The sequence below is a fragment of the Enterobacter sp. UPMP2060 genome (assembly GCF_053709655.1).
In genome coordinates, this window is record NZ_JBSKJQ010000001.1 from 236987 (window position 1) to 262159 (window position 25173).

At 56.3% G+C, this 25173-nt stretch carries 23 protein-coding genes; 12 read left to right on the forward strand and 11 right to left on the reverse strand.

The features are described 5' to 3' along the window. Positions 1 to 9: 9 nt before the first annotated feature. The gene (locus ACWKXN_RS01205; protein ID WP_454543203.1) at positions 10 to 276 is read right to left on the reverse strand and encodes a DksA/TraR family C4-type zinc finger protein; all 267 of its coding nucleotides are present in this window, start codon (positions 274 to 276) and stop codon (positions 10 to 12) included. A gap of 122 nt (positions 277 to 398) precedes the next feature. Next, on the reverse strand, positions 399 to 665 hold the full coding sequence (mcbA, locus tag ACWKXN_RS01210) for a DUF1471 family periplasmic protein McbA (RefSeq protein WP_032661263.1): 267 nt from the start codon (positions 663 to 665) through the stop codon (positions 399 to 401). A gap of 243 nt (positions 666 to 908) precedes the next feature. Here mcbA and rlmF point away from each other — a divergent pair, with 243 nt between their 5' ends. After that, positions 909 to 1820, forward strand: a complete 912-nt coding sequence (gene rlmF, locus ACWKXN_RS01215; protein WP_048976788.1) for a 23S rRNA (adenine(1618)-N(6))-methyltransferase RlmF — start codon at positions 909 to 911, stop codon at positions 1818 to 1820. Positions 1821 to 1865: 45 nt separating this feature from the next. Here rlmF and ybiO read toward each other — a convergent pair whose 3' ends face one another. The 6 genes from ybiO to rhtA form a co-directional block, all read right to left on the reverse strand. Then, a complete protein-coding gene (gene ybiO, locus ACWKXN_RS01220) occupies positions 1866 to 4079 on the reverse strand; it encodes a mechanosensitive channel protein (protein WP_182931671.1) in 2214 nt (737 codons plus the stop codon). Between the two features lie 124 nt (positions 4080 to 4203). Continuing rightward, complete coding sequence (gene glnQ, locus ACWKXN_RS01225) at positions 4204 to 4926, reverse strand: glutamine ABC transporter ATP-binding protein GlnQ (RefSeq protein ID WP_032641580.1); 723 nt, start codon at positions 4924 to 4926, stop codon at positions 4204 to 4206. Continuing rightward, positions 4923 to 5582, reverse strand: coding sequence for a glutamine ABC transporter permease GlnP (glnP, locus tag ACWKXN_RS01230; RefSeq protein ID WP_003858462.1), 660 nt, complete (start codon positions 5580 to 5582; stop codon positions 4923 to 4925). The genes glnQ and glnP overlap by 4 nt, the downstream gene beginning before the upstream one ends. Positions 5583 to 5666: 84 nt before the next feature. Beyond that, a complete protein-coding gene (glnH, locus tag ACWKXN_RS01235) occupies positions 5667 to 6410 on the reverse strand; it encodes a glutamine ABC transporter substrate-binding protein GlnH (RefSeq protein ID WP_033144999.1) in 744 nt (247 codons plus the stop codon). Positions 6411 to 6772: 362 nt separating this feature from the next. After that, positions 6773 to 7276 carry a DNA starvation/stationary phase protection protein Dps gene (dps, locus tag ACWKXN_RS01240; protein ID WP_010428924.1) on the reverse strand — a complete coding sequence of 168 codons (504 nt, stop codon included), beginning with the start codon at positions 7274 to 7276 and terminating at the stop codon, positions 6773 to 6775. Positions 7277 to 7575: 299 nt separating this feature from the next. Then, positions 7576 to 8463 (reverse strand): threonine/homoserine exporter RhtA, encoded by an 888-nt coding sequence (rhtA, locus tag ACWKXN_RS01245; protein WP_023334998.1) that lies wholly within the window; start codon positions 8461 to 8463, stop codon positions 7576 to 7578. A 354-nt stretch (positions 8464 to 8817) separates the two neighbouring features. Here rhtA and ompX point away from each other — a divergent pair, with 354 nt between their 5' ends. Then, the gene (gene ompX / locus ACWKXN_RS01250) at positions 8818 to 9336 is read left to right on the forward strand and encodes an outer membrane protein OmpX (protein ID WP_023310884.1); all 519 of its coding nucleotides are present in this window, start codon (positions 8818 to 8820) and stop codon (positions 9334 to 9336) included. A gap of 157 nt (positions 9337 to 9493) precedes the next feature. On the opposite strand, the gene ACWKXN_RS01255 is transcribed toward ompX, so the two are convergent. Together ACWKXN_RS01255 and mntS are read right to left on the reverse strand one after the other, a co-directional pair. Continuing rightward, positions 9494 to 11077, reverse strand: coding sequence for a phosphoethanolamine transferase (locus ACWKXN_RS01255; RefSeq protein ID WP_454543204.1), 1584 nt, complete (start codon positions 11075 to 11077; stop codon positions 9494 to 9496). A 283-nt stretch (positions 11078 to 11360) separates the two neighbouring features. Continuing rightward, positions 11361 to 11489 (reverse strand): manganase accumulation protein MntS, encoded by a 129-nt coding sequence (gene mntS / locus ACWKXN_RS01260; protein WP_014831181.1) that lies wholly within the window; start codon positions 11487 to 11489, stop codon positions 11361 to 11363. 183 nt (positions 11490 to 11672) lie between these two features. Here mntS and mntR point away from each other — a divergent pair, with 183 nt between their 5' ends. The 9 genes from mntR to ACWKXN_RS01305 all read left to right on the forward strand — a co-directional run bounded on the left by mntR (position 11673) and on the right by ACWKXN_RS01305 (position 22313). Then, positions 11673 to 12146, forward strand: coding sequence for a manganese-binding transcriptional regulator MntR (gene mntR, locus ACWKXN_RS01265; RefSeq protein ID WP_023310887.1), 474 nt, complete (start codon positions 11673 to 11675; stop codon positions 12144 to 12146). Continuing rightward, the gene (locus tag ACWKXN_RS01270; protein ID WP_033145002.1) at positions 12143 to 13252 is read left to right on the forward strand and encodes an anion transporter; all 1110 of its coding nucleotides are present in this window, start codon (positions 12143 to 12145) and stop codon (positions 13250 to 13252) included. The genes mntR and ACWKXN_RS01270 overlap by 4 nt, the downstream gene beginning before the upstream one ends. A 101-nt stretch (positions 13253 to 13353) precedes the next feature. After that, positions 13354 to 14448 (forward strand): HlyD family secretion protein, encoded by a 1095-nt coding sequence (locus tag ACWKXN_RS01275; protein WP_454543205.1) that lies wholly within the window; start codon positions 13354 to 13356, stop codon positions 14446 to 14448. After that, on the forward strand, positions 14445 to 16016 hold the full coding sequence (locus tag ACWKXN_RS01280; RefSeq protein WP_047061442.1) for a DHA2 family efflux MFS transporter permease subunit: 1572 nt from the start codon (positions 14445 to 14447) through the stop codon (positions 16014 to 16016). Before ACWKXN_RS01275 ends, ACWKXN_RS01280 begins: the two co-directional genes overlap by 4 nt. Beyond that, positions 16016 to 17539 carry an efflux transporter outer membrane subunit gene (locus tag ACWKXN_RS01285; RefSeq protein ID WP_454543206.1) on the forward strand — a complete coding sequence of 508 codons (1524 nt, stop codon included), beginning with the start codon at positions 16016 to 16018 and terminating at the stop codon, positions 17537 to 17539. Before ACWKXN_RS01280 ends, ACWKXN_RS01285 begins: the two co-directional genes overlap by 1 nt. A 102-nt stretch (positions 17540 to 17641) precedes the next feature. After that, positions 17642 to 18682 carry an aldo/keto reductase gene (locus ACWKXN_RS01290; RefSeq protein WP_454543207.1) on the forward strand — a complete coding sequence of 347 codons (1041 nt, stop codon included), beginning with the start codon at positions 17642 to 17644 and terminating at the stop codon, positions 18680 to 18682. A gap of 148 nt (positions 18683 to 18830) precedes the next feature. Further along, positions 18831 to 20207 (forward strand): glycoside hydrolase family 1 protein, encoded by a 1377-nt coding sequence (locus ACWKXN_RS01295; protein ID WP_048976795.1) that lies wholly within the window; start codon positions 18831 to 18833, stop codon positions 20205 to 20207. Between the two features lie 51 nt (positions 20208 to 20258). After that, complete coding sequence (locus ACWKXN_RS01300) at positions 20259 to 21581, forward strand: PTS sugar transporter subunit IIC (RefSeq protein WP_454543208.1); 1323 nt, start codon at positions 20259 to 20261, stop codon at positions 21579 to 21581. A gap of 15 nt (positions 21582 to 21596) precedes the next feature. Further along, positions 21597 to 22313, forward strand: coding sequence for a GntR family transcriptional regulator (locus ACWKXN_RS01305; RefSeq protein ID WP_048976797.1), 717 nt, complete (start codon positions 21597 to 21599; stop codon positions 22311 to 22313). A gap of 42 nt (positions 22314 to 22355) precedes the next feature. Here the strand turns inward: ACWKXN_RS01305 and ldtB are convergent, their stop codons facing one another. After that, the gene (gene ldtB / locus ACWKXN_RS01310; protein WP_029740604.1) at positions 22356 to 23276 is read right to left on the reverse strand and encodes a L,D-transpeptidase; all 921 of its coding nucleotides are present in this window, start codon (positions 23274 to 23276) and stop codon (positions 22356 to 22358) included. A gap of 222 nt (positions 23277 to 23498) precedes the next feature. On the opposite strand from ldtB, the gene ACWKXN_RS01315 reads away from it, so the two are divergent. Then, positions 23499 to 25094 (forward strand): ABC-F family ATPase, encoded by a 1596-nt coding sequence (locus ACWKXN_RS01315; RefSeq protein WP_039261438.1) that lies wholly within the window; start codon positions 23499 to 23501, stop codon positions 25092 to 25094. The last annotated feature ends 79 nt before the right edge of the window (positions 25095 to 25173 follow it).

The following is a 25173-nucleotide window of genomic DNA, read 5'->3' on the forward strand; positions in this document are numbered from 1 at the left end:
AAAGCAAAGTCAACGTAACTGGCTGTCTTTCGAACCTGTGCGATTATATCCCGAGTGTGATGCATTTTTTGAATCTTTATGCTGCTGGCAGGCAATGCAAAGCCGCACGCCGGGAATGGCTTTTCGGCGCGCCTCCGGAATAGGTTCTCCGCATTCTTCGCATTCCGTTAAGCTTTCGCCGCGCGGAATTTCACCGCGGGCACGCGCAACCGCATCTTCAATTGTACTGTTGATCTGTTCGTTAACAGCGTCGTCATTTGCCCAGCCGGAAGCCATAGCGTCCTCCTGAAATCGGTTTAGGCCATACGTTTACTATGGGGTTAAAAAATGAACAATCAAGGCGAAGGGAGAAGAGAACTGCACCCGTTGGGCAGATGCAGTCTTGTGGAAGAGACAGCTTATTTATAAATGGTCGCAGTGCCGTACATATGGTTATCTCCGCCAGCGGAGTTCACCACGAATCCTTTTGCACCTTCCTGACGGGCTTTTTCGGCGAGCTTAGCCTGCAGATCGTCAAGGTTGCTGGCACGGCTTACCGAAACGGTGCCTGCAGGACGTAGCTGGCTCGTATCGGTACTCTGGGTGAGTGACTGAACGGCCATGGCAGAGAAGGACGCGGTCGCGAGGGCGGCTGCGATAACAGCAAGGGTCAGGTACTTTTTCATAATCACATCCTCATGAGGAAACAACAGGTGATTCCCTTTAAGTTTAGAAGCCTGACGAGTGTGACTTAGCGCAAATATTTGATGATGATCTGCTTATTTTTTGAACGATACAAATTGACAATTCGCTGACGGATCATAGACATAAAGGTGTTTGATTTATGGCTATTTTTTGAACGCCGCAGAGAAAGATTTACCGTTGGGCCAGCAAAGGGTATCTTACGCCGCTGTTTAAAGGAGAATGCCATGACTGCCCAAAAGCCGGGATTGCACCCGCGAAATCGCCACCGCAGCCGCTACGACATGAACGCGTTATGCCTGAGCTGCCCGCCGCTGCAGGACTATCTTGTTCAGACCCCAGCGGGTGAGCCCTCGGTTAACTTTGCCGACCCGCAGGCGGTTAAAATGCTGAACAAAGCCCTGCTGGCGCATTTTTACGGTGTGGCTCACTGGGATATTCCGGAAGGCTTTCTCTGTCCACCCGTGCCGGGCCGCGCGGATTACGTTCATCACCTTGCCGACCTTCTTGCCGAAGGCAATGAGGGTGTCGTTCCACAGCAGGCTACCATTCTGGATATTGGCACCGGGGCGAACCTGATTTACCCGCTGATCGGGGCGCATGAATATCAGTGGCGCTTTACCGGAAGCGAAATCGGTGACGAGGCCTTTGCCAGCGCCCAGGCGATTATCAGCGCTAACCCGGGATTAAGCCGCGCCATTCGCCTGCGTCGTCAGAAAGACGCGGCGTCGATCTTCAACGGCATTATTCACAAAAATGAAAGCTATGACGCCACGATGTGCAACCCGCCGTTCCATGATTCGGCGGCATCGGCCCGTGCGGGCAGCGAGCGCAAGCGCCGTAACCTGGGTCAGGCTGAAGACGCCGCGCTGAACTTCGGCGGACAGCAGCAGGAGCTCTGGTGCGACGGGGGCGAAGTGGCGTTTATCCTGCGCATGATTGCGGAAAGCAAACAGTTTGGCCGCCAGGTGAAATGGTTCACTACGCTGGTTTCCCGCGGGGATAACCTGCCGCCGCTCTACCGCGCGCTGACCGAAGCGGGCGCCGTAAAAGTGGTGAAAAAAGAGATGGCGCAGGGCCAGAAACAGAGCCGGTTTATCGCCTGGACGTTTATGGACAATAACAAACGTCGCAAATAGCACCCTGTCGTAGGCCGGGTAAGGCGAAGCCGCCACCCGGCTCGGTTATAGCGTCGGCTCCTGCGGCGGGAGCGGCGATGCGGGCGGCGGCAATACCTGATACGTCTGCACGGGCATCCGCACGTTCGCCATATCGAAGTGTTTTTTCACCATGCTGTCGAGGGCAAAGCGCACCGTCCACTGCTTCAGCGGCTGGGTGGTGAACGACACGCGCAGGGTAAACGCCGTGTTCGTCAGCCCGACGATGCCGGCAAATGACGGCTCTCCGATCACCAGCCCGCGAATATCCTCCATCCCCATCAGTTCTTCTACCGCATCGCGCAGCGCCTGCTTCGCTTTATCTGCATCCTCGTGGCGATCCACATCATAGTTCGCCACAACGGAACCAATCCCGCGCACAAAGTTGGCGAAGGTGGTGATCGAAGACCAGGGGATGATGTGGTAGGCCCCGGTGTCCTGACGCACGCCAACCGAACGGATGGACATCCTCTCCACGGTGCCGGTTAACGGCCCGATGGTCACCAGATCGCCCGTGTTCATCCCGTTCTCAAACTGGATAAAGATGCCGGTAATAATATCCTTCACCAGCGTTTGTGAGCCGAAGGAGATGGCCAGCCCCAGGGCACCGGCACCCGCCAGCAGCGGGGCAATATTCACGCCGATTTCCGACAGCACAATCATAATGGTGATGGTGCTGATAATTACCGCCAGCGCGTTGCGGAACAGGGTTAACAACGTTCTTGCCCGGGCGCTGGGTAGGGGCCTGCCGTGAATATCCGATACCAGGCGGTTCTCAATAAGGCTCGCCAGCAGCGTCCAGCCGACGGCGGAGAAGAAGAGAATCAGCGCGATGCGAATCAGGATGTCGACCGTTTTTTCACCCGCACCGTTGTGCAGCCAGTTCCAGAAATCAAACAGGCTCCACGCATTCAGAAGCAGCATAATCGCCACGCAGACGGTGAGAATGCGCGCCACTTTGAGCGATACCGACATCCAGCCGTTTACCCGTTTTTGCAGTTCCGGGTAATTACGCTGCACCTGCGGCGACAGGGTGATGGTTTTCGAGATCCATCGCGACAGCAGCCCCGACACAAACGCCGCGATGCCGATAATGGCCAGGCTTTTGAACGTCGCCCCCATCATAAATTTCAGGCTATTGCCCGGGTCAAACAGCGAGAAGAAGCACAGCACGATGAAGTAAGCGCTTGCCAGCCAGTGCCACACCAGGGCGAACGCGCGAATAAAGAGGCTAAAGAACGAGAGGGAGCGATCGGCCAGATTCAGCAGGCTTTGGGTAATGGTTTTTTTATTGTGGAAGATAAGATACAGCGACCAGACGGTAATGCAGATCATGATCAGCACGTTTGCCAGCGCGCCAAACTGGACGTTCACCTGGTTGGAGATGATCGGCACGGCAACCAGCAGGCCGTAGCCAATCAGCCCGCTGAGCACGCTCAGACGCAGCGCCCAGTACTTCGCGCTCGCATCCCGAATGGAGAAAGGCCGCAGCTCCGGCACGTGCGGACAAAAGAGTAACCGCAGCAGCGCCTTGAAGAACTCAATCAGGGCAAAGGCATTCAGGAAAAGCGACTGCTGGAAGGCGATGGTTTTGTTGCCTGCATTCAGCCTGTCGGCCAGCATCTGGCCTAAAAACAGCGTCAACGCCAGCAGCAGTAAATCGATGATAAACGCTGAGGCTATCATCAACGGCAGGTGCAGCCAGCTGCTTTTATGCTGATTCTTCCTGCGTCCCCATTGCCCCATTTTGCGGTACAGCGGCCACGCGCACAGACGCACCAGCCAGTAAAAAAGAAATACCGCACCCGCCAGCATCAGGAACTGCGTGGCGGCGGTGGTAAACGTTTGCGGGTTAAACGGCTTGTGCGGGGAGCCAATCAGGTTGCGGTACAGCTGAGCGAAGCGTGAGGAGAGCGCTTCCCCATAGTGGCGGCTCACGTCGGTGACGTTTTCCAGCACCGTTTTTTGCTCCTCAACCTGCGGCGGGGTGAGGGTTGGCACCGACTCCTGCGGCGGCGTGGCGGCGGCTTTGCGCAGCTGGCCAATGAGCTCCTGCCGGGAGGTGTCGTTTTCAAGGACGTCGGCAAGCGCACCGTAGGCGGCTTTTTTCTGTTCAACATCGGGTTCCGGAGGCGGCGTATTTTGCTGGGTCGCAGGGGTTCCGGTGGTGACGCCGGGGATCGCGACGGCGAACGAAGGCGCACTAAACAGGCTAATCAACAGCAGCAGGATCCACGGCACGGCGTCCTCCGGTGAAAATGTCGAACAAAATGATAAGTATAGAAGTCGAGGCGAGGAGGGGGATTTTTGGGAACAATCTGGCGTAAAAAAGCCGGGCAAGCCCGGCTTAGCGTAAAGCGATAGATCAGGAGACGTGCTGCAGGAACTCCTGCAAACGCTGGCTCGGCGGGTTCGCAATCAATTCCTGCGGGTTACCGTCTTCCGCGATACGGCCTTTATCAATAAAGATCAGGCGGGACGCCACTTTCTCGGCAAAGCCGATTTCGTGGGTTACGATAACCATCGTCATCCCTTCTTCCGCCAGATCCTGCATGACTTTCAGCACCTCGTGGCGCAGCTCCGGGTCGAGTGCGGACGTAGGCTCATCAAACAGCATCATTTTCGGTTTGACCGCCAGGGCGCGGGCAATCGCCACACGCTGCTGTTGACCGCCGGAGAGCTCGGAAGGGAAGTGGTGCGCACGTTCTGCCAGGCCGACTTTCGCCAGCAGATCTTTTGCCAGCGCTTCCGCCGCCGCTTTGCTGGCACCGCGCACGCGCAGCGGGCCAAACATCACGTTTTCCAGCGCCGTGAGGTGCGGGAACAGGTAGAACTGCTGGAACACCATGCCCGCTTCCTGACGAATCAGACGGTCGTCCACTTTCGGATCGTTCACTTTCAGGCCGTCGACGATCAGATCGCCGCTGGTGATCTCTTCCAGCTTGTTGATGCAACGCAGCAGGGTGGATTTACCGGAGCCGGATGGCCCAATAATCACCACCACTTCACCCTGTTTAATGTTCAGATCGATATTGTGCAGCACCTGGGTTGGGCCAAAGTGCTTGGAAACGTTTTTAAATTCAATCACAGGATTTTCATCCTTCTTTCAAGACGACGCAGAACGAAGCTCAGAACCAGAGTAATGATCAGGTAGACAACGGCTACCGCACTCCAGATTTCCAGCGCGCGGAAGTTGCCAGCTATGATCTCCTGCCCCTGGCGGGTCAGCTCTGCCACGCCGATAACAATGAACAGCGACGTATCTTTAATGCTGATGATCCACTGGTTACCGAGCGGCGGCAGCATGCGACGCAGCGCCAGCGGCAGAATAACGTGGCGGATCGTTTCGCGACGAGAAAGACCTAGCGCCAGACCGGCTTCACTGAAACCTTTATGAATCGACAGCACCGCACCGCGGGTGATTTCCGCAATGTAGGCGCCTGAGTTGATCATAATGGTGACGACGGCTGCGCTGAACGGGTCGATGCGCAGGTCGGTGAACGCCATAGGCAGGGCGAAGTAGATGAACATGACCTGCACGACAATAGGCGTGCCGCGGATCACTTCGATGAAAACCAGTGCGATGTGGTTTGCGATCCAGCCGCCGTAGGTGCGGGCGAAACCGGCGACAAGACCGATAATCAACCCACCAACCAGACCCAGGACCGAAATCCACAGGGTCATTTTAGCGCCTTCAAGCAAGAGTGGAATGGCAGGCCAGATGGCGCTCCAGTCAAACTGCATGATAATTTCCTGTTACTGTTACCGTGTTTCAAAAATAGCAGGGGCGAAAGGTCGCCCCCGAGTGAACGTCATTTTTACGTCTTATTATTTAGGCTCGGTACCGAACCATTTTTTGTAGATTTCGTTATAGGTGCCGTTCTCTTTCAGCGTTTTCAGCGCGCCGTTAACTTTCGTGCGCAGGTCGTCGCTGCCTTTCGGGAACGCGATACCGTACTGCTGCGCTTCCAGAGACTCGCCAACGGCTTTGAACTTGCCGTTACCGGCTGTCTTAATGAAGTACAGGATGTTAGGCGTGTCGTGCAGAACAGCGTCAGCACGGCTGGTGCCGAGTTCCATGTACGCGTTGTCGATGTTCGGGAACTGACGCAGGTCTTTGGTTTTGATATTTGCTTTCGCGTAATCAACAGAACCGGTGCCGCTCTTCACTGCCACCACTTTGCCGTCGAGATCTTTCACGCTTTTTACGTCGTTATTATCGGCTTTGACCATTACCAGCAGGCCGCTTTTGTAGTAGCCGTCAGAGAAGTCGATCGCTTTTTTACGTTCATCGGTAATGGTGATGCCTGCCAGCGCCAGATCAACGTTTTTGGTTTGCAGTGCCGGGATGATGCCGCTGAAGTCCATAGGCTTCAGGGTGTAATCCAGCTTGAGTTCTTTTGCGACAGCGGCCCACAGATCCACATCAAAACCAACGTATTTATCACCCTGTTTGAATTCAAACGGAACGAACGCCGTGTCGGTCGCCACAACCAGTTTGTCGGCAGCCTGAGAGGACACTGCAAAAGCCAGGGTAAGTGCAGCCAGTGAAACTTTTAATACAGACTTCATAGCATTTCCTTTTATATCCACGGGGCGATCCCCTGCGAGAACAGGTGGCACAATGAAAAAATCGTGCCAACTTTACAAGCTATTGTTTTGCAAAGGGGATGATGTCATGCATTGCACAATAAATGGGGCAATGAGGCTTTATTGCACCAAAGTGGAGCACCGTTTTGGTGCGCTTCGTTTGGCTCAACTGACGGGGAGATATTTAGCGTAAATTCTGACGAAAAAACAATCTTCCGTTAACGGTTGTGTGAGGTGATTATTACATTTCGTTCACTTTTGCAGGTGTGCAGACAAAAACTGTGCACCATAGATGTGCAAAACCCTCGCCGGAGGGCGAGGGTTTGATAGAAAATTCGTATGAATTATTCGATGTTAGATTCGATAAACCACAGGAACTGGTCCAGGTCGCGGGAGGCGGCGGTGAAAATGTCTGCGGTATCTTCGTCTTTGGCTTCGCCGATCGCTTTGCGCACGTCATTGGCCACAATCGCGTAGCGGTCCGCCAGCTCTTTCAGGTGATCCTGAACGGTATGGATATCCAGCGGATAACTCTTCAGTGGCGTTTTGCTGTTGATCACCTGCGTGGTACCCAGCGCCACGCCGCCTAACTGAACGGCACGTTCAGCCATCGTATCGAGGTGGGTCACCAGTGCTGTGCGGAAGCCATCCAGCATTTCATGAACGGCAATAAAGTTTGCACCGCGCATATTCCAGTGGGCCTGTTTGGTGATCAGCGAAAGATCGATAAACTGGATCACCTGGCGATTCAGCAACTCAATGGTCGCTTTTTTGTCGCTATCCGATACATCGTTACGGGTATAAAGCAGATTAGACGCTTTCGTTTTCACCAGTTTAGCGGTACTCATAATCTCATATCCTCTTGATGTTTATGTCCCAGGTAATTACGGAACTAAGTATAGCACCGGATTTTTTCTCTGCGGTTTGGCTGTGCCTATCGGTTTAATAGCGAGAAGTGGCTTGTGAATTTAATTCATTGAAATGAATGGGTAATTTTAAAATTGATACAGATCAATCTTAATTGCTGGATGGGGAAGTAAACGCAGAGGGATATTTCGAAAATAGCGCAAAGTGTGTAAGAAATTATAACGACTGTCTTTCTGGCCTTTATTCTGCATGGCATGGAAGCCATGCAGAATATATGGCCTTAGCTGATATCCACTTTCTCAACTTTAGGTTCCGGGCGCATGGTGAGCGTCGAGCCCATTGATGCCGCGATAATCGAGCAGAGCGCCAGCGTCTGGGTCAATGTCAGGGTTTCGCCGAGAAACACCATTCCGGAAATGGCGGCTAGCGCAGGCTCCATGCTCATCAGGGTGCCAAATATACGCGTCGGCAGACGCGTAAGGGCAATCATCTCCAGAGAGTAGGGGAGTGCGGTAGAGAGAATCGCGACCGCCAGCCCGATGGGCATGACGGACCATTGCCAGATAGATTCGGTCGCCTGCGCCATGCCGATAGGCACGAAGACGATGGCTGCGATCAGGGAACCTAACGCGACGGTCGCCGGACCGTGCTCTTCTCCTGCACGCTGGCCCGTAAGTATATAGACGGCCCAGCAGGCGCCAGCACCCAGCGCCAGGGCTGCGCCCGTCAGATCGATCTCAGCGACGCTCTGGCCCAGCGGCAGCAGGAACCATAAGCCCAGAACGGCTAACACGACCCAGATAAAATCGACCGGACGTCGCGAGGAGAAAAGCGCCACCGCCAGCGGGCCGGTAAACTCCAGCGCGACGGCGATCCCCAGCGGTATCGTCTGAATAGAAAGGTAGAACAGATAGTTCATTGCCCCGAGGGAAAGTCCATAAAACAGCAGGGGTAAACGCTGCTCCTTTTTGAAGCGCAGACGCCAGGGTTTGAAAATGACCACCAGTATCGCCGTGCCCAGCACGATACGCAGGGCAGTCACGCCTGGCGCACCAACCAGCGGGAAAAGTGATTTTGCCAGCGAAGCACCGCTTTGAATGGACAACATGGCAATGAGTATGACTGCCACCGGCAACCAGACCGACGACGTGCGGGATAACCCAGGCATCCTTTCTCCTGTCAGCTTATGTCAAATGAGGTAAAGGTTGCAGTGTAAAGGAAATAAGCGGCAACGGTTGAGGCGCTGTTGAAAAAAAACCGTGTCAAATCCGTAAAATGGTTAAGCGCTGGTGGATTTATCGCCTGATAGATTAGGAATAATCTGGATGAATGTAACGGCGCGTACGCGCAATATGCGCATTTAGTAGTGAAAATTGCATGTGATTTGAAAGAGATAGCTGATGCTGGAAACGTTCTGTTACAGGAAAGGTTTCATTAGACATCACGAATCACAAAGAGTTTCGCAAAATTTTTTGATATATTTAAAACTTACGGACTTACTTGAAGCACATTTGAGGTGGTTATGAAAAAAATTGCATGTCTTTCAGCACTGGCCGCTGTACTGGCTGTTTCCGCAGGTACCGCTGTAGCTGCTACTTCTACTGTTACTGGTGGTTACGCTCAGAGCGACTATCAGGGCGTGATGAACAAAGCTAACGGTTTCAACCTGAAGTATCGCTACGAGCAGGATAACAACCCACTGGGCGTGATCGGTTCTTTCACCTACACCGAGAAAGATCGTTCTGAAAACGGCGCATACAACAAAGGCCAGTACTACGGTATCACCGCTGGTCCAGCTTACCGTCTGAATGACTGGGCGAGCATCTACGGTGTTGTAGGTGTTGGCTACGGTAAATTCCAGCAGACTGAAAACCAGAGCGAAAGCCGCACTGCAAGCAACAGCGACTATGGCTTCTCCTATGGCGCAGGCCTGCAGTTCAACCCAATCCAGGACGTTGCTCTGGACTTCTCCTATGAGCAGAGCCGTATCCGCAACGTTGACGTTGGCACCTGGATTGCGGGCGTAGGTTACCGCTTCTAATCACTCCGGTGAGCTAATAAAAAATCCGCCCAATGTGGCGGATTTTTTTTTGAAGGTAAAAGCAAAACGGCAACCCCAGGTTGCCGTTTTTAGTGTTTGTTCCCTCTCCCCGTGGGAGAGGGCCAGGGTGAGGGCATCAGTCCGCACGAGACGGCAATTACTTACTCTTAATATCGAAAATATCCGTACCCAGATGGTTGTAGTCAACTTTCTGTAACTTGAAGTTGGTAACGTACACTGGGGGAGCTTTCTTGTTAGAGACAAACGGGTAAGCCGTTTTTATCTGCTCGGCTGTAATCCCCGTCCACTGCGAGAAGAACTGCAGGAAATCATTAGCCGAACGGCGCGCTTTAATCACGCGATGCGTTTTATCATCACTCGACAGCACCATAAACGGCACCTGGAAGTTCTGCTGGAACTTGTCATCGTGCGCCAGGTACTGCACCTCTTTACCACGCTCTTTAAACGCCAGCCCGTGATCCGAGAAATAGACCATGGAGAAGCTGTCGCCCGTATTGCGCAGCTGATCGTACAGCTTGCTCAGCAGCTCATCGGTTTGCGTCATGGTGTAGAGATAGCAAGAGGTCTCTTTGGACTGCACGAACTCCGCGTACTTCCCGCCGGTGCGATCGCAGGCCTGCGGGTGCGACCCCATCAGGTGCAGGACGATCAGCTGAGGCTGGGTGCGCGGGGTGGCGAAGACCTGTGCCGTCATTTTCAACAGCGCTTCGTCTTTGGTGTTTTTGTCGGCTTCAAAGTCGCCGTTCTTCAGGAACTGCACTTCGTCGGCACGTTTGGCGATACTGGCGATGGCCGTATCGTATTCGCCAATTTGCCCCTGATTGGAGAACCACCAGGTCTGATAACCCGCGCGGTTTGCCAGGGTGACAAAATTATCCTGATACTGGGGTTTGCCGTCGACGACACGGTTTAGGGTCAGGCCGAGCGATTTCTGCGTCGAGCCGCTGGCCGCGACATAATCGGTAAACAGCGTGCCTTTAACCGAACTGGCAAACGGTGTGTTATCCCAGTGTCCGCCGAAGGCTCCCATTGCATCGCGACGTGCACTTTCGCCAATCACCACCACATAGGTGTGATATTTCGGCTTAACGGCCAGCACGTTCCAGGTGTCTTTCATATTGGAAAGCTCAGCCATGCGCGCCTGCTCGTCGAGAACCTCTTTATTATTGACAACGACGTCCTTCACGAAGCGGAAAACCGGATAGCCGATATTGGTGAGCCTTAGCTTACCGTCCCAGGGAATATTCTGGATGGGGGCGACAAACGCCACGGCAACGCTGAACACCAGACAGAGGATTTCGATCCTACCCCAGGGTTTTTTCTCGCCCGGCTGACGGCGGATGGCGATGACGCCCAACGCGAAGATAAAGATCCCGACCACGTAGCTGTACCACGGGAAGATCGTCAGGATCTCCGTTGACTCTTCCATATTGGTCGAGTGCAGCGCCAGCAGGGTATTAAAGTTTGGCGCGCCGTAAGCCTGACCAAACGGGAAATAGAGTGCAGCGACCAGCGAGCAGATCCCGATTAACGCTTTTTGCACGCGCGGTGCGGTTCGCCACAGCACATGCAGAACGCAGGTGAAAGCCACCGCGTAGAGCAAACTAAAGGGATAACCCAGCGCAAAGTTAATCAGTAATGACTGCAAAAAGTAAAAACCCGTCCACGGGCTTAAGGCCCGGCTGCGGGTCACAACGGTATCTATCAGGGTTACATTCATAGGTCACTATCATGGATGAAAACGCCATGTGCTCACCCTGGCGTCAAGGGTCATAACCTGCCTGACAGTGCGTGGAGAGGGAATGAGGGTCCGCTTCAGCGAGCCGCAAATTGTGCAGGGCTGCAAGAAGATAGTGCGAGCGCTAAAGAATATCAACAGTTGCTAAGCAGATGTTTTGCGAAGGGGACTGCAAATCCGTAAAAAAGATCGGGAATAAGGCGGCTGGGAACCAGTTTAGAGCGAGATTGTGACGGGAAAATGAAGCGGCGTACCGCAACGCCGCTTAGTGGGAAGGTTTGTCGTCCTGATGCGGTTTGTTGTTAAACATATCGCACAGCATGTTCAACAGCATTAAGCGCACTTTAAAGGGAGAGTGGGTAAACACGGTCATGCACCTCTTGAATTCGTTCATAAGACCTCCTGAGTTTTGATCCCTTCGATCCGTGAAGGGTGACTGCATTACATACAGATATAGCATAGGCTATATTGTATAGCTATGGCTATTTCGTTAATTTTTTGTGCTTGCGGAGCTATGGTTTACAATGTGCGCTCTCGAATCCGGGCGCTGGAAGCGTCACCCCACTGAGGAAGTACAATGAACCGTCGCGCAGGTCATCCGACAATGAGGAAAACGACGCAACTGGTGAATGTTGAAGAACATGTCGAAGGTTTTCGCCAGGTCCGTGAAGCGCACCGGCGTGAACTGATTGATGATTATGTTGAACTCATTTCCGATCTGATTCGTGAGGTCGGTGAAGCGCGCCAGGTCGATATGGCCGCCAGGCTGGGGGTTTCACAGCCAACTGTCGCTAAAATGTTAAAACGCCTGGCCTCCGTGGGCTTAATTGAAATGATCCCCTGGCGCGGTGTTTTTCTGACGCCGGAAGGGGAGAAACTCGCGCAGGAGAGCCGCGAGCGCCATCAGCTTGTCGAGAATTTTTTGCTGGTGCTGGGCGTCAGCCCGGAGATTGCCCGCCGGGATGCGGAAGGCATGGAACACCACGTCAGCGAAGAGACGCTGGTGAAGTTTCGCGAATTTACCCTTAAATATGGTCCCTCCGCTGAATGAAAATCCCCGGACTGCAGGCCCTGGCACGCGATCGTTTCTTCCATCTCTTATTAATCATTGGCGCAGCGTTAAGCCTCTTTGTGCCTTTTGCGCCACACGCCTGGCCCGCCGCAATTGACTGGCGCACCATCATTACCCTGAGCGGCTTGATGATGCTCACCAAAGGGGTCGAGCTGAGCGGCTATTTTGACGTTCTGGGCCGTAAAATGGTGCGCCGCTTTGCCACCGAGCGCAGGCTGTCCCTGTTTATGGTGTTCTCCGCCGCGGTGCTGTCGACGTTTCTGACCAACGATGTGGCGCTGTTTATCATCGTACCCCTCACGCTCACGCTGCGTAAGCTGTGCGAGATCCCCGTCAGCCGGCTGATCATCTTTGAAGCGCTGGCCGTCAATGCGGGCTCGCTTCTGACGCCAATCGGCAACCCGCAAAATATCCTTCTGTGGGGACGGTCCGGGCTGTCGTTCGCCGCCTTTACCTGGCAGATGGCCCCTCTGGCGCTGGTGATGATGCTGTCGCTGATGGCGGTGTGCTGGTTTGCGTTTCCGGATAAAAAGCTGCAGTACCACAGCGGCACAACCGGCCCGCAGTGGCAGCCGCGCCTGGTGTGGAGCTGTCTCGGGTTATACATCGTCTTCCTGTTCGCGCTGGAGCTGAAGTATGAGCTGGCGGGCGTCCTGCTCGTTGCCGCAGGCTTTGTCGTCCTGGCGCGTCGCGTGCTGGTGAGCGTGGACTGGACGCTGCTGCTGGTCTTTATGGCGATGTTTATTGATGTGCATCTCCTTATCCAGCTTCCGGTGTTGCAGAACGTTCTGCACAGCGTCAGCACGCTGTCTCAGCCGGGACTGTGGCTGACGGCGATTGGCCTGTCGCAGTTTATCAGCAACGTGCCGTCCACCATTCTGCTGCTCAACTATGTTCCGCCCGATACGCTTCTGGCCTGGGCGGTCAACATCGGCGGGTTTGGGCTGCTGCCCGGCTCGCTGGCAAACCTGATCGCTCTGCGCATGGCCAACGACCGTCGTATCTGGTGGCGTTTCCACGTCTGGTCGATTCCGATGCTGGTTTGGGCCGCGGCGATCGGTTTCGGAATATTCCTTCTCATATAGTGCGCAATTTGTCAGTTTTTCCTGGCAAACGTATAGCAACGTCCTAGCTTTAGTGAACGGCATAGTGTGATGCCGCTCACTGACAGGACCGTTGCTGAACTATGGCTGAAGATCAAAACCCGCCTGCTGACGAGCAGGACAAAAACAATAATGAGCGTAAGCGCCCGGGCAAGAAACCGTTAATTATCCTCGGCATTGTCGTGGTGGTAATGGTGGTCGTGGCGCTGGTCTGGTGGTTTTTAACCCGTAACGAAGAGACGACCGACGACGCCTTTACCGACGGCGACGTGGTGACGATTGCCCCCAAAACGGCGGGCTACGTTACCGAGCTGCGTGTGCGCGATAACCAGCGCGTGAAAAAGGGCGATCTGCTGGTGGTTATCGATCCGCGTGACACCACCGCGCAGCGCGATCAGGCTCAGGCCCAGCTTGGGCTGGCTATCGCGCAACTGCATCAGGCGCAGGCACAGCTGGCGCTCTCGAAGGTGCAATATCCCGCCCAGCGTGACGAAGCCAAAGCGCAGGTGCTGAAAGCGCAGGCCGATCTGGCGAACGCGCAGGCAGAGTACCGTCGTCAGCGCGGCGTCGACCCGCGTGCGACCACTCAGCAAAGTATCGACTCCGCGAACGCACAGCTGCGTAGCGCACAGGCGGAGCTGGCCAGCGCTCAGGCGCAGCTGGAAGTGGCAGAGCAGGTCCAGCTGCAAATCCGCCAGCAGGAAACCAACGTTGAAGCGCGCGAGCGTCAGGTCGATCAGGCTAAAGCGCAGCTGGAAACGGCCAACCTTAACCTCTCCTATACCGAAGTCCGCGCCCCGTTCGACGGCGTTGTCACCAAACGCAACGTGCAGCCCGGCACCTTGGTGCAGGCGGGGACGGCGCTGTTCTCGCTGGTTTCCCCGAACGTGTGGGTGGTCGCGAACTTTAAAGAGTCGCAGCTCGAGCGCATGAAGCCGGGCGATAAGGTCACCGTGTCCGTCGACGCGTGGCCGGATATGGAGCTTGAGGGCCACGTCGACAGTATCCAGCAGGGCAGCGGCTCGCGCTTCTCCGCCTTCCCGGCAGAAAATGCCACCGGTAACTTTGTCAAAATTGTGCAGCGCGTGCCGGTCAAAATCGTGATTGATAAGGGCCTGGATCCAAACAAACCGCTGCCGCTGGGGCTGTCGGTTGCACCGAAGGTGACGGTGGAATGACGGATCACAGCCACGACAGCTGGAAACCCGCCAGCAATCCGTGGGCGGTGGCGATTGTCGTCACCCTGGCGGTATTCATGGAAATTCTGGACACCACCATCGTCAACGTGGCGCTGCCCCACGTGGCAGGCTCGCTCTCGTCCAGCTATGACGAATCCACCTGGGTGTTAACCAGCTATCTGGTCGCGAACGGCATCGTGCTGCCCATCTCGGCGTTTTTGAGCCGGGTGTTTGGCCGCAAGCAGTTCTTCCTGATTTGCATCGTCATGTTCACCGTCTGCTCGTTCCTGTGCGGGATTGCCACCGAGCTGTGGCAGATCATCCTGTTCCGCGTGATGCAGGGCTTTTTTGGCGGCGGGCTGCAGCCCACGCAGCAGTCGGTGCTGCTCGACTACTTCAAACCCGAAGACAGGGGCAAAGCGTTTGGTCTGTCCTCCATTGCGATTATCGTTGCGCCGGTGCTCGGCCCGACGCTGGGCGGCTGGATCACCGACAACTACTCCTGGCGCTGGGTGTTCTTTATCAACATTCCGGTGGGGATTGTCACGGTGCTGGCGATCTACCAGCTGCTGGAAGATCCGCCGTGGGAGAGCAAATCAAAAGAGAAGCTGACTATCGACTGGACGGGGATCGGCCTGATCGCGCTGGGGCTGGGCTGTCTGCAGGTGATGCTCGACCGGGGAGAAGATGAGGACTGGTTCTACTCGAACTTTATCCGCACCTTCGGCGTGTTGACGCTTGTCGGCATTATCGGCGCCATCTACTGGCTGGTGTATGCCAGAAAGCCGGTGGTGGATCTGCACTGCATGAAGGACCGCAACTTTGCCATCTCCAGCCTGCTGATGGCGGGGATGGCGATGATCCTGTACGGCAGTTCGGTGGTGATCCCGCAGCTGGCGCAGCAGGATCTGGGCTACACCGCTACCTGGTCGGGGCTGGTGCTGTCGCCCGGGGCGGTGCTGATTGTGTTAACCATTCCGCTGGTGCTGAAGCTGATGCCGGTGGTGCAGACGCGCTGGATTATCGCCTTTGGATTTACCTGTCTGGCGGTGTCGTTCTTCTGGTCGCGAACGCTGACGCCGGATATCGACTTCGAAACCCTGGTGCTGTTTCGCAGCGCCCAGTCGATAGGGCTGGGGTTCCTGTTTGTGCCGCTCACGACGATTGCGTTTATCTCAATACCGAGGCGGCTGAATGCCGATGCGGCGGCGCTGTTTACCATGTTCCGCAACGTCGCGGGCTCGATTGGCATATCCCTTTCGACGGCGGCCATCACCGAACGCGCCCAGGCGCACAGCGCGCATCTTGCGTACCACGCCTCGCCGCTTAACGAGCAGTTCCAGCAGGCGATACGCGAAAGCGCCCAGGCGATCCAGAACTTCACCACCCAGGTGGGCGACCCCACCGGCATCGCCACCGGACGCATGTACCAGACCATGATTGAGCAGTCACGCATCCTGGCCTACATCGACGTCTTTACCATCCTGAGCGCGGTGGCCTTGTTACTGATTCCGTTTTGTTTGTTGCTCTCGCCGGTTAAGAGCGAGGGGAGTGCAGGAGCACATTGATGATACACAGACGTTTACACCCCCTGATGATAATGATGCTGCTGGCGGGCTGCGCCGTTGGGCCTGACTACCAGCAGCCTGCGCCGCCCGCCGTTACGCACTGGAACGATAAGGGCGACAGCGCGGTGAAATCGCAAACTACTTCCGCTGCGACCAATCCGCGCTGGTGGAAGACCTTCGGCTCGCCGCAGCTCGACAGCCTGGTTGAGCGCGCCATTGCCGGAAACCTGACGCTGCAGCAGACGGTGCTGCGCATCACCGGGGCGCGAGAGCAGATTAATCAGGCGGGCGGGGCGTTTTATCCGTCGGTCAACGGCAATCTGCAGGCGACGCGCCAGCAGCTTGGACTGGAAGGAGAGCTGAAATCCCACGGCGTGTATGACCAGGTGGATAGTATTGATCCCAACCTGAAGGGCGCGCTGGGGCCGCTGACGCAGCCGATTAACCTCTACCAGGGCAGCTTCGACGCCCAGTGGGAAATCGACCTGTGGGGCAAGGTGCGTCGTCAGGTGGAAGCCGCCGAAGCGCAGCAGAAAGCGGCTATCGAGCAGCGTAACGACGCGCTGGTATCGCTGGAGGCCGAAGTGGCGCGCGCGTGGCTCCAGCTGCGCGGGGCGCAGAGCATTATCGCCACGCTGAACACCCAGATTAAAAGCGCGCAGCAGACGCTGGATCTCACCGAAAGCCGCCAGCGGGGCGGGCTGTCGCCGCAGATGGATGTGGAAAACGCCCGGGCGCAGTTAGGCAACCTTGAAGCACAGCTTCCGCAATATCAGGCGCAGGAGCGGCAGGCGATGAACGGCCTGGCGATCCTGCTCGGCAAGCCCCCAGGGGCGCTGGATGGCGAACTTCAGTCTGCGCAGCCGATGCCGGCGTTGCCGGATATCGTGCAGACCGGCATTCCGTCCACGCTGGCACGACGCCGTCCGGACGTGCGCGAAGCGGAGGCGAACCTTCATGCCGCCACGGCGCAAATCGGCGTCTCGGTGGCGGAGCTGTTCCCGAGCTTTACGCTCTCCGGGCAGTTTGGCCTGCGCAACAGCGAAACCAACTGGCTGACCGACTGGAGCAGCCACTTCTACAGCTTCGGCCCGCAGGTCTCCATTCCCATCTTCCAGGGCGGTCGACTGGTCTCCAGCGTCAAGGTGGCGCGCGCGCAGCAGGGGGCGGCGGTGCTGGACTATCGCCAGACGGTGCTGACCGCGCTCGGCGATGTCGAAAACGCGCTGGTGAGCTATCGCACCGACCAGCAGCGTGAAGCGGGTCTCGCAAAAACGATCGACGCCCTGCAAAACGCCTTTAACCTGGCAAGCGACAGCTACCGCCAGGGGATTGCCAGCTTTATCGACGTGCTGGACGCCCAGCGTCAGCTGGCGCAGGCCCAGCAGCAGCGCGCGCAGGCGCAGGTGCAGAGCGCGCTCGATCTGGTGGCGCTCTACAAGGCCCTCGGCGGCGGCTGGGAGCCGTATCAGCAGGTGCAGTTACCGAACTACAGCGTCTTTGGCGACGCCCCGCGCGGATAAATTCAGAGGATTGGGCAAGAAACGGACAGGAACACCACATTCGCGATGGCTGAGGGGCGGGTATAACTATCGGGTACCCAATCGACATGCGAGGAATAAGTTATGCGTTATCAAAAACTGGGCAACACCGGTCTGTTTGTTTCTGAACTGTGCCTCGGCACCATGACCTTTGGCGGTGAGGGCGGCATGTGGGGCAAGATTGGCCAGCTCCAGCAAAGTGAAGCCGAGCAGCTGGTGGGCCGCGCGCTGGATGCCGGGATCAACTTTATCGACACCGCGGACGTTTACTCGGAAGGACGCTCGGAGGAGATCACCGGTCAGGCGCTGAAAAACCTGAAGATCCCTCGCGAGAACGTGGTGGTCGCGACGAAAGTGTTCGGCGAAACGGGAACGGCAGGGGTGAACTCGCGCGGCAGCTCGCGCTATCACATCATCAGCAGCGTGAAGGAGAGCCTGCGCCGCCTGCAGCTCGATCATATCGATCTCTACCAGCTTCACGGCTTCGACCCCGCAACGCCGATTGAAGAGATGCTCTACGCGCTGGATAACCTGGTGCAGCACGGCCACGTGCGCTACATCGGCGTCTCGAACTGGGCGGCGTGGCAGATTGCCAAAGCGCTCGGTATTTCTGAACGTCTTGGGCTGGCGCGTTTCGCGTCGCTGCAGGCGTATTACACCATTGCCGGACGCGATCTTGAGCGCGAACTGGTACCGATGATGCAGAGCGAAGGCGTCGGGCTGATGGTCTGGAGCCCGCTGGCGGGCGGTCTGCTGAGCGGAAAATATGGCCGCGACGGTCAGAGTGAAGCCGGCGGTCGTCGTCTGGAGTTTGACTTCCCGCCGGTGAACAAAGATCGCGCCTTCGACTGCGTGGACGTGATGCGCACTATCGCCGAAAGCAAGGGCGCCTCCGTCGCGCAAATCGCGCTGGCCTGGCTGCTGCATCAGAAAGCGGTGACCAGCGTCATCATTGGCGCGAAACGCGTCGAACAGCTGGACGACAATATCGCCGCGACCGGGATCCGACTGAGCGAAGACGAACTCAAGCAGCTTGATACGGTGAGCGCGCTGCCGCGCGAATACCCGGGCTGGATGCTGGAGCGGCAGGGGGAATATCGCCGCAATCAGCTCGCGCAACAATAACCTTCCTTGCCCCGGTAGTGCATCGCTAACCGGGGCTTTTTTTCCCGCATTGCTCACAAAAAACGATCCTCCTCTTTGATCCCCATTTCATCTTCGCCTATATGACTAGTCATGAAATTTTAAATGACTAGTCATATAGGGAGAGAGCATGAACAATTCGCTGCCGGCCAATTTTTTATGGGGCAACTCGGTGTCCAGCATGCAGACGGAAGGCGCATGGAACGAGGGTGGGAAGGGGATGTCGGTTTACGACATTCGCGAAGCCGGGGAGAACGTCTCCGACTGGAAAGTCGCGACCGACTCCTATCACCGCTACCGGGAAGATTTCGACCTGATGCAGGATCTGGGCATGAACTGCTACCGCTTTCAGATCTCATGGAGCCGCGTCTGCCCGCAGGGCGACGGCGATTTTAACGACGAAGGCATCGCGTTTTACGACCGCTTTATTGACGATCTCATCGCCCGCGGCATCGAGCCGATGGTTTGCCTGTACCACTTCGATATGCCGCTGGCGCTGGCGCAGGAGTACAACGGCTTCAACGACCGCCGCGTGATGGAGGCCTTTATCCGCTACGGCAAAAAGATGATCGACTGCTATGGCGACCGCGTGAAGTACTGGCTGACCTTCAACGAGCAGAACATCTTCCATATGCCGGAAGCCTTCCGCATTTCCGGCTATATGCACGGCGACAAAACCCTGCGCGAGCTGTACGAGCTGCAGCACCATACGATGGTGGCGCACATGGCGCTGACCGAATATCTGCATCAGACCAGACCGGGCCAGCTGATGGGCGGCATGCTGGCGCACCAGCTGATCTACCCGGCCACCTGCAAACCGCGCGATATCTTCTGCGCCCAGCAGTACGACGAGTTCCTCAACCAGAACCTGCTGCGCGTCTTCGCAGGGCAGGGCTACAGCCCGGCGGTGATGGCGGTGGTGGAGCAGGAGGGCTTTGGCGATATCTACCGCGCCGAGGATTTAGCGCTGCTGGCGCGCACCAGAAACGACTATATGGCCTTCAGCTACTACGCCAGCAAAACGCTGGACAGCGATGCGATCCCGGAAGGCACGCCGGTGAACTATTACCTGCTGCACGGCGAGAAAAACAACCCGTACCTGAAGGCCACCGAGTGGAACTGGCAGATCGATCCGCTGGGCTTTCGCACCATCATCACCCGCTACGCCAACGACTGGCGGATGCCGGTCTTCCCGATCGAAAACGGCATCGGGGTGATTGAGTCCTGGGACGGCGTCAATCCGATCGAGGACACCTACCGCATCGACTACCACCGGGCGCATATCAATGCCATGAAGGAGGCGATGTTCGAGGACGGGGCAGAGGTGATCGGCTACCTCGGCTGGGGGTTAATCGACATTCTCAGCTCCCAGGGCGACATGCGTAAGCGCTACGGCGTGGTCTATGTCAACCGGGAAAACCACGACCTGAAAGACCTGAAGCGCGTGCCGAAGAAGAGCTACGCGTGGTTAAAACAGGTTATCCATACCAACGGACGCGAGATGTAAGCCGTACGCTGCCGGGCCGTTTTTGTGACTGATTGATGGGAACTATCCGCTATGTCTGAAACAAAAATAACACCGCACATGCAGTCTTTTGTCGATAAGTTTGTAGAGTTCTCGGCGCGCCTGGCTAATCAGGTGCACCTGCGCTCCCTGCGCGACGCTTTCGCCACGGTGATGCCCATTTTCATCCTCGCCGGCCTGGCGGTGCTGGTGAACAACGTGGTATTTCCGTGGATTTTTCACGGCGACACGCTCGCGCAGTTTAAGGTATGGGGCGAGGCGATTATCAACGGCACGCTGAACATCGCCGCGCTGCTGCTGGCTCCGATGATTGCCTGGTCGCTGGCGCGCAACAAAGATTTCGACAATCCGGTCTCGGCAGTGGTTATCGCCGTCAGCAGCTTCATCATCATGATGCCGATGCGCCTGCAGATTACGCCCGTCGGCAGCGATGCCGCGGTGAACGTCACCCAGGTGCTGACGTTCACCAATATTGGCTCAACCGGGATTTTCGCCGGGGTGCTGATCGGGCTGCTCTCAACGGAACTGTTTATCGCCATTTCGCGGCTGAAGGCGCTGAACATTTCCCTCGGGGAAAACGTGCCTCCGGCGGTGAGCAAATCCTTTACCGCGCTGATCCCGACCATCCTCACGCTCTCCCTGTTCGCGGTGCTGGCGGCGATACTGGCAAACGTGCTGCACACGGACCTGATCCATCTTATTACCACCTTTATCCAGCAGCCGCTGCGGCTGATCAACACCAGCCTGCCGGGGACGATTTTCATCTACAGCTTCGGTAACTTCCTGTTCACGCTCGGTATTCATCAGTCAGTCGTTAACAGCGTGGTGCTGGAGCCGTTCCTGCTGATCAACACCAACGAGAACATGCTGGCTTTCGCCAACGGTCAGCCCATCCCGCATATCATCAACAACATCTTCGTGCCGACGTTTGGCATGGTGGGCGGCACGGGCAGCACGATATCGCTGCTGATTGCTATCTTTATCTTCTCCCGACAAAAATCGGCGAAGCAGGTGGCGCGTCTGTCGCTGGCGCCCGGTCTGTTCAACATCAACGAGCCGGTGATTTTCGGCCTGCCGATCGTGTTTAACCTGCCGCTGATGATCCCGTTTGTGCTGCTGCCCGCCATCGGCATTTACTTCGCCTGGCTCTGTACCACGCTGGGGTTAATGTCGCGCTGCGTGGTGATGATCCCGTGGACCACGCCGCCCATTCTCAGCGCCTGGCTGGCCACGGCAGGGGACTGGCGGGCGGTGGTGGTGCAGTTGGCAATCATCGTATTTGGTGTATTCTTCTACCTGCCTTTCCTCAAGATTGCCGAGAGAGTGGCGTTGAAAAACAGCGGGATAGAAAACTAACTGAAAGGAAGGACGATGGCGGCGAAGTACATCACCATAGCGCGGGAAATTAAGAAACGCATTATCAGCCAGCAGTACGCCGCCAATGAACCCCTGCCGGACCAGTTTGCGCTGGCGGCGGAGTTCAACTCCAGCCGGATGACCATTCAGCAGGCGATGCGCCAGCTGATCGTCGAAGGTCTGGTCTATACCCGCCAGGGCCAGGGCACGTTCATCCGCAAAAACTTCCTTCAGCTCTCGCAGTGGGACCTCTCCGGCAGCGACTACTTTGGCGCGACCAAAACCTGGGCGCATCTGGGCACGGTGACCAGCCGGGTAGTGCATTTCGAGCTGCGCTTCCCGAACGAAAAAGAGCAGGCGTCGCTGATGATTAACGCCGATGCGCCGATCTATGACTTCATTCGCCTCCGTTTGCTGAACGGCGAACCGATGTCGCTGGATTCCACGGTGATGCCGATGAATCTGGTGCCGGGCCTGACGAAAAACCATCTTGAAGGTTCAGTGTTCCAGTACGTGCAGGAGACGCTGGGGCTGAAAATTATGGGGTCGTATCGAGTTGTGCGGGCGCTTAAGCCCAACGCGCTGGACAGGGAGCATCTGGTCTGCGAGCAGACCGATCCCGTACTGGAAGTGGAGCAGGTGATTTATCTGGAGGACGGCACGCCGCTGGAGTATGCCCACTGCCACTATCGGTACGACCACGGCGGGATCGTGATCGTGAATAACGGATAAAAAAAAGCGGGCAACGAGGCCCGCTTTTTTAATGCTTCGCTATCAGTTCAAACGCACCGGCATACCGGAGCGGTTCTGCACGGCCTGGTCAACAATCGCCGTTTCTACGTCTGGCTGAGAAGTCACCGCCTGCACCGCGCTGTTCAGCGTAACAGGGACGATTTCGTTGTTGTTGATCTGGTCTTCGCTGGTGGACAGCGGGTTGTGCACTTCGATGTAGCGGCTGCCGTCTGGCTCAGAGGTCGCCTTCACCGGTTCGTTGATGAACTGCACGCGCGTACCGACCGGCACGTTTTCGAACAGGAATTTGATGTCGTCGTTACGCAGGCGCACGCAGCCGTGGCTTACGCGCAGGCCGATACCGAAGTTGGCGTTGGTACCGTGGATAGCGTAAAGACGACCAATGTACAGCGCGTACAGACCCATTGGGTTATCCGGGCCTGCCGGTACAACGGCTGGCAGCGGTTCGCCCGCAGCGATGTATTCCGCGTGCATTTTGGCAGTCGGCGTCCAGGTTGGGCCCGCTTTCTTACGCTCAACTTTGGTGGTCCAGTTCATTGGGGTGTCTTTACCCAGCTGGCCGATACCGATTGGCAGCACGATAACGGTGTTGGTGCCTTTCGGGTAGTAATACAGACGCATTTCGGCGCTGTTAATCACGATACCTTCATGAACGGTATCCGGCAGGATCAGCTGCTGAGGGATATTCAGCACGGTGCCCGCTTTCGGCAGATACGGGTCAACGCCCGGGTTCGCTTCCAGCATGTTAGACAGGCCCAGCTGGTACTGCGCAGCGAAATACTCCAGTGGCTGAGAGTTACCTTCTGGTACCGTCACAACCTGGTTCTGGCCTACCAGACGGCTACCGTCTGTTGGCAGGGGATACGTCACCGCAGACGCGGTCTTACAAAAACCTACTACGGCTAACGCCGCCGCAAAAAGCGTTGTTAATTTCATGTTCATGTTGTGCGAGGTATCTAAGCCATTCTGGCGATGAGTTGATAAGTCTGAATCTGTGATGGGAGCGCATTATATGTGCATTCCCGCTAACAGGGAATTCAGATGTGTACGAAATCACATTTTTTTCGATTTTGTTAAAGTTTAGTGGATTGCCGCAACACGGGATCTCAATTCGGAATTGTGGCATAATGCCGTGTTTATCACACTTTTCGCAGGAATCTCCCCGTGTTAGTTACCAGCAACGTCACTATGCAGTTTGGCAGTAAGCCGCTGTTCGAAAACATTTCCGTCAAATTTGGCGGCGGCAACCGTTACGGCCTGATTGGTGCCAACGGTAGCGGAAAATCCACCTTTATGAAGATCCTCGGCGGTGACCTGGAGCCGACGCTCGGTAACGTATCGCTCGACCCTAACGAGCGTATCGGTAAGCTGCGTCAGGATCAGTTCGCCTTCGAAGAGTTCACCGTGCTCGACACCGTGATCATGGGGCATGGGGAACTGTGGGAAGTGAAGCAGGAGCGCGATCGCATCTACGCGCTGGCCGAAATGAGCGAAGAAGACGGCTATAAAGTAGCCGATCTGGAAACGCAGTACGGCGAGATGGACGGCTACTCTGCGGAAGCGCGCGCGGGCGAGCTGCTGCTCGGCGTGGGTATTCCTGTTGAACAACATTACGGCCCGATGAGCGAAGTTGCGCCAGGCTGGAAGCTGCGCGTGCTGCTGGCACAGGCGCTGTTCTCTAACCCGGACATCCTGCTGCTCGACGAACCGACGAACAACCTGGACATCGACACCATCCGCTGGCTGGAGCAGACGCTGAACGATCGCGACAGCACCATGATCATCATTTCGCACGACCGTCACTTCCTGAACATGGTCTGTACGCACATGGCGGATCTGGACTACGGCGAGCTGCGCGTTTATCCGGGCAACTATGACGAGTACATGACGGCGGCCACCCAGGCGCGTGAACGTCTGCTGGCGGATAACGCCAAGAAGAAAGCGCAGATTGCTGACCTGCAGTCCTTCGTCAGCCGCTTTAGCGCCAACGCCTCTAAGTCGCGTCAGGCGACCTCGCGTGCGCGTCAGATCGACAAAATCAAGCTGGACGAAGTCAAAGCCTCCAGCCGTCAGAACCCGTTCATCCGCTTCGAGCAGGACAAGAAGCTGTTCCGTAACGCGCTGGAAGTGGAAGCCCTTGAAAAAGGCTTTGAGAACGGTCCGCTGTTTAAAAAATTCAACCTGCTGCTGGAAGTGGGCGAGAAGATTGCCATCCTCGGTGCCAACGGCGTGGGTAAATCCACCATGCTGAAAACCCTGGTCGGCGAACTGCAGCCGGATAACGGCACCGTGAAGTGGTCTGAAAACGCGCAGATTGGCTACTACGCGCAGGACCATGAATATGAGTTCGAAAACGACCTCACCGTCTTCGACTGGATGAGCCAGTGGAAGCAGGAAGGCGACGACGAGCAGGCGGTGCGCAGCATCCTGGGTCGTCTGCTTTTCAGCCAGGACGACATCAAAAAGCCGGCTAAGGTGCTCTCCGGTGGTGAGAAGGGCCGCATGCTGTTCGGCAAGCTGATGATGGAAAAACCAAACATCCTGGTGATGGACGAACCGACCAACCACCTGGACATGGAATCTATCGAATCCCTGAACATGGCGCTGGAGATGTATCAGGGTACCCTGATCTTCGTCTCTCACGACCGTGAGTTCGTCAGCTCGCTGGCGACCCGCGTGATCGAAATTACGCCAGAGCGCGTGGTGGACTTCACCGGTAATTACGAAGATTACCTGCGCAGTAAAGGTATCGAGAACTAAAAAAAAGCCGGGTGGCGGCTTCGCCTTACCCGGCCTACGTTCTGTTCCCTCTCCCCGTGGGAGAGGGTTAGGGTGAGGG

Bases quoted from the DNA above. Each gene is read 5' to 3' on its own strand.
- mcbA (WP_032661263.1), bottom strand. From the start codon at position 665: ATGAAAAAGTACCTGACCCTTGCTGTTATCGCAGCCGCCCTCGCGACC.
- ACWKXN_RS01280 (WP_047061442.1), top strand. From the start codon at position 14,445: ATGACGGATCACAGCCACGACAGCTGGAAACCCGCCAGCAATCCGTGG.
- rhtA (WP_023334998.1), bottom strand. From the start codon at position 8,463: ATGCCTGGGTTATCCCGCACGTCGTCGGTCTGGTTGCCGGTGGCAGTC.
- ACWKXN_RS01285 (WP_454543206.1), top strand. From the start codon at position 16,016: ATGATACACAGACGTTTACACCCCCTGATGATAATGATGCTGCTGGCG.
- mntR (WP_023310887.1), top strand. From the start codon at position 11,673: ATGAACCGTCGCGCAGGTCATCCGACAATGAGGAAAACGACGCAACTG.
- dps (WP_010428924.1), bottom strand. From the start codon at position 7,276: ATGAGTACCGCTAAACTGGTGAAAACGAAAGCGTCTAATCTGCTTTAT.
- glnH (WP_033144999.1), bottom strand. From the start codon at position 6,410: ATGAAGTCTGTATTAAAAGTTTCACTGGCTGCACTTACCCTGGCTTTT.
- ACWKXN_RS01255 (WP_454543204.1), bottom strand. From the start codon at position 11,077: ATGAATGTAACCCTGATAGATACCGTTGTGACCCGCAGCCGGGCCTTA.
- rlmF (WP_048976788.1), top strand. From the start codon at position 909: ATGACTGCCCAAAAGCCGGGATTGCACCCGCGAAATCGCCACCGCAGC.
- glnP (WP_003858462.1), bottom strand. From the start codon at position 5,582: ATGCAGTTTGACTGGAGCGCCATCTGGCCTGCCATTCCACTCTTGCTT.
- ACWKXN_RS01275 (WP_454543205.1), top strand. From the start codon at position 13,354: ATGGCTGAAGATCAAAACCCGCCTGCTGACGAGCAGGACAAAAACAAT.
- ACWKXN_RS01205 (WP_454543203.1), bottom strand. From the start codon at position 276: ATGGCTTCCGGCTGGGCAAATGACGACGCTGTTAACGAACAGATCAAC.
- mntS (WP_014831181.1), bottom strand. From the start codon at position 11,489: ATGAACGAATTCAAGAGGTGCATGACCGTGTTTACCCACTCTCCCTTT.
- ACWKXN_RS01270 (WP_033145002.1), top strand. From the start codon at position 12,143: ATGAAAATCCCCGGACTGCAGGCCCTGGCACGCGATCGTTTCTTCCAT.
- ACWKXN_RS01300 (WP_454543208.1), top strand. From the start codon at position 20,259: ATGTCTGAAACAAAAATAACACCGCACATGCAGTCTTTTGTCGATAAG.
- ompX (WP_023310884.1), top strand. From the start codon at position 8,818: ATGAAAAAAATTGCATGTCTTTCAGCACTGGCCGCTGTACTGGCTGTT.
- ACWKXN_RS01295 (WP_048976795.1), top strand. From the start codon at position 18,831: ATGAACAATTCGCTGCCGGCCAATTTTTTATGGGGCAACTCGGTGTCC.
- ACWKXN_RS01290 (WP_454543207.1), top strand. From the start codon at position 17,642: ATGCGTTATCAAAAACTGGGCAACACCGGTCTGTTTGTTTCTGAACTG.
- ldtB (WP_029740604.1), bottom strand. From the start codon at position 23,276: ATGAACATGAAATTAACAACGCTTTTTGCGGCGGCGTTAGCCGTAGTA.
- ACWKXN_RS01305 (WP_048976797.1), top strand. From the start codon at position 21,597: ATGGCGGCGAAGTACATCACCATAGCGCGGGAAATTAAGAAACGCATT.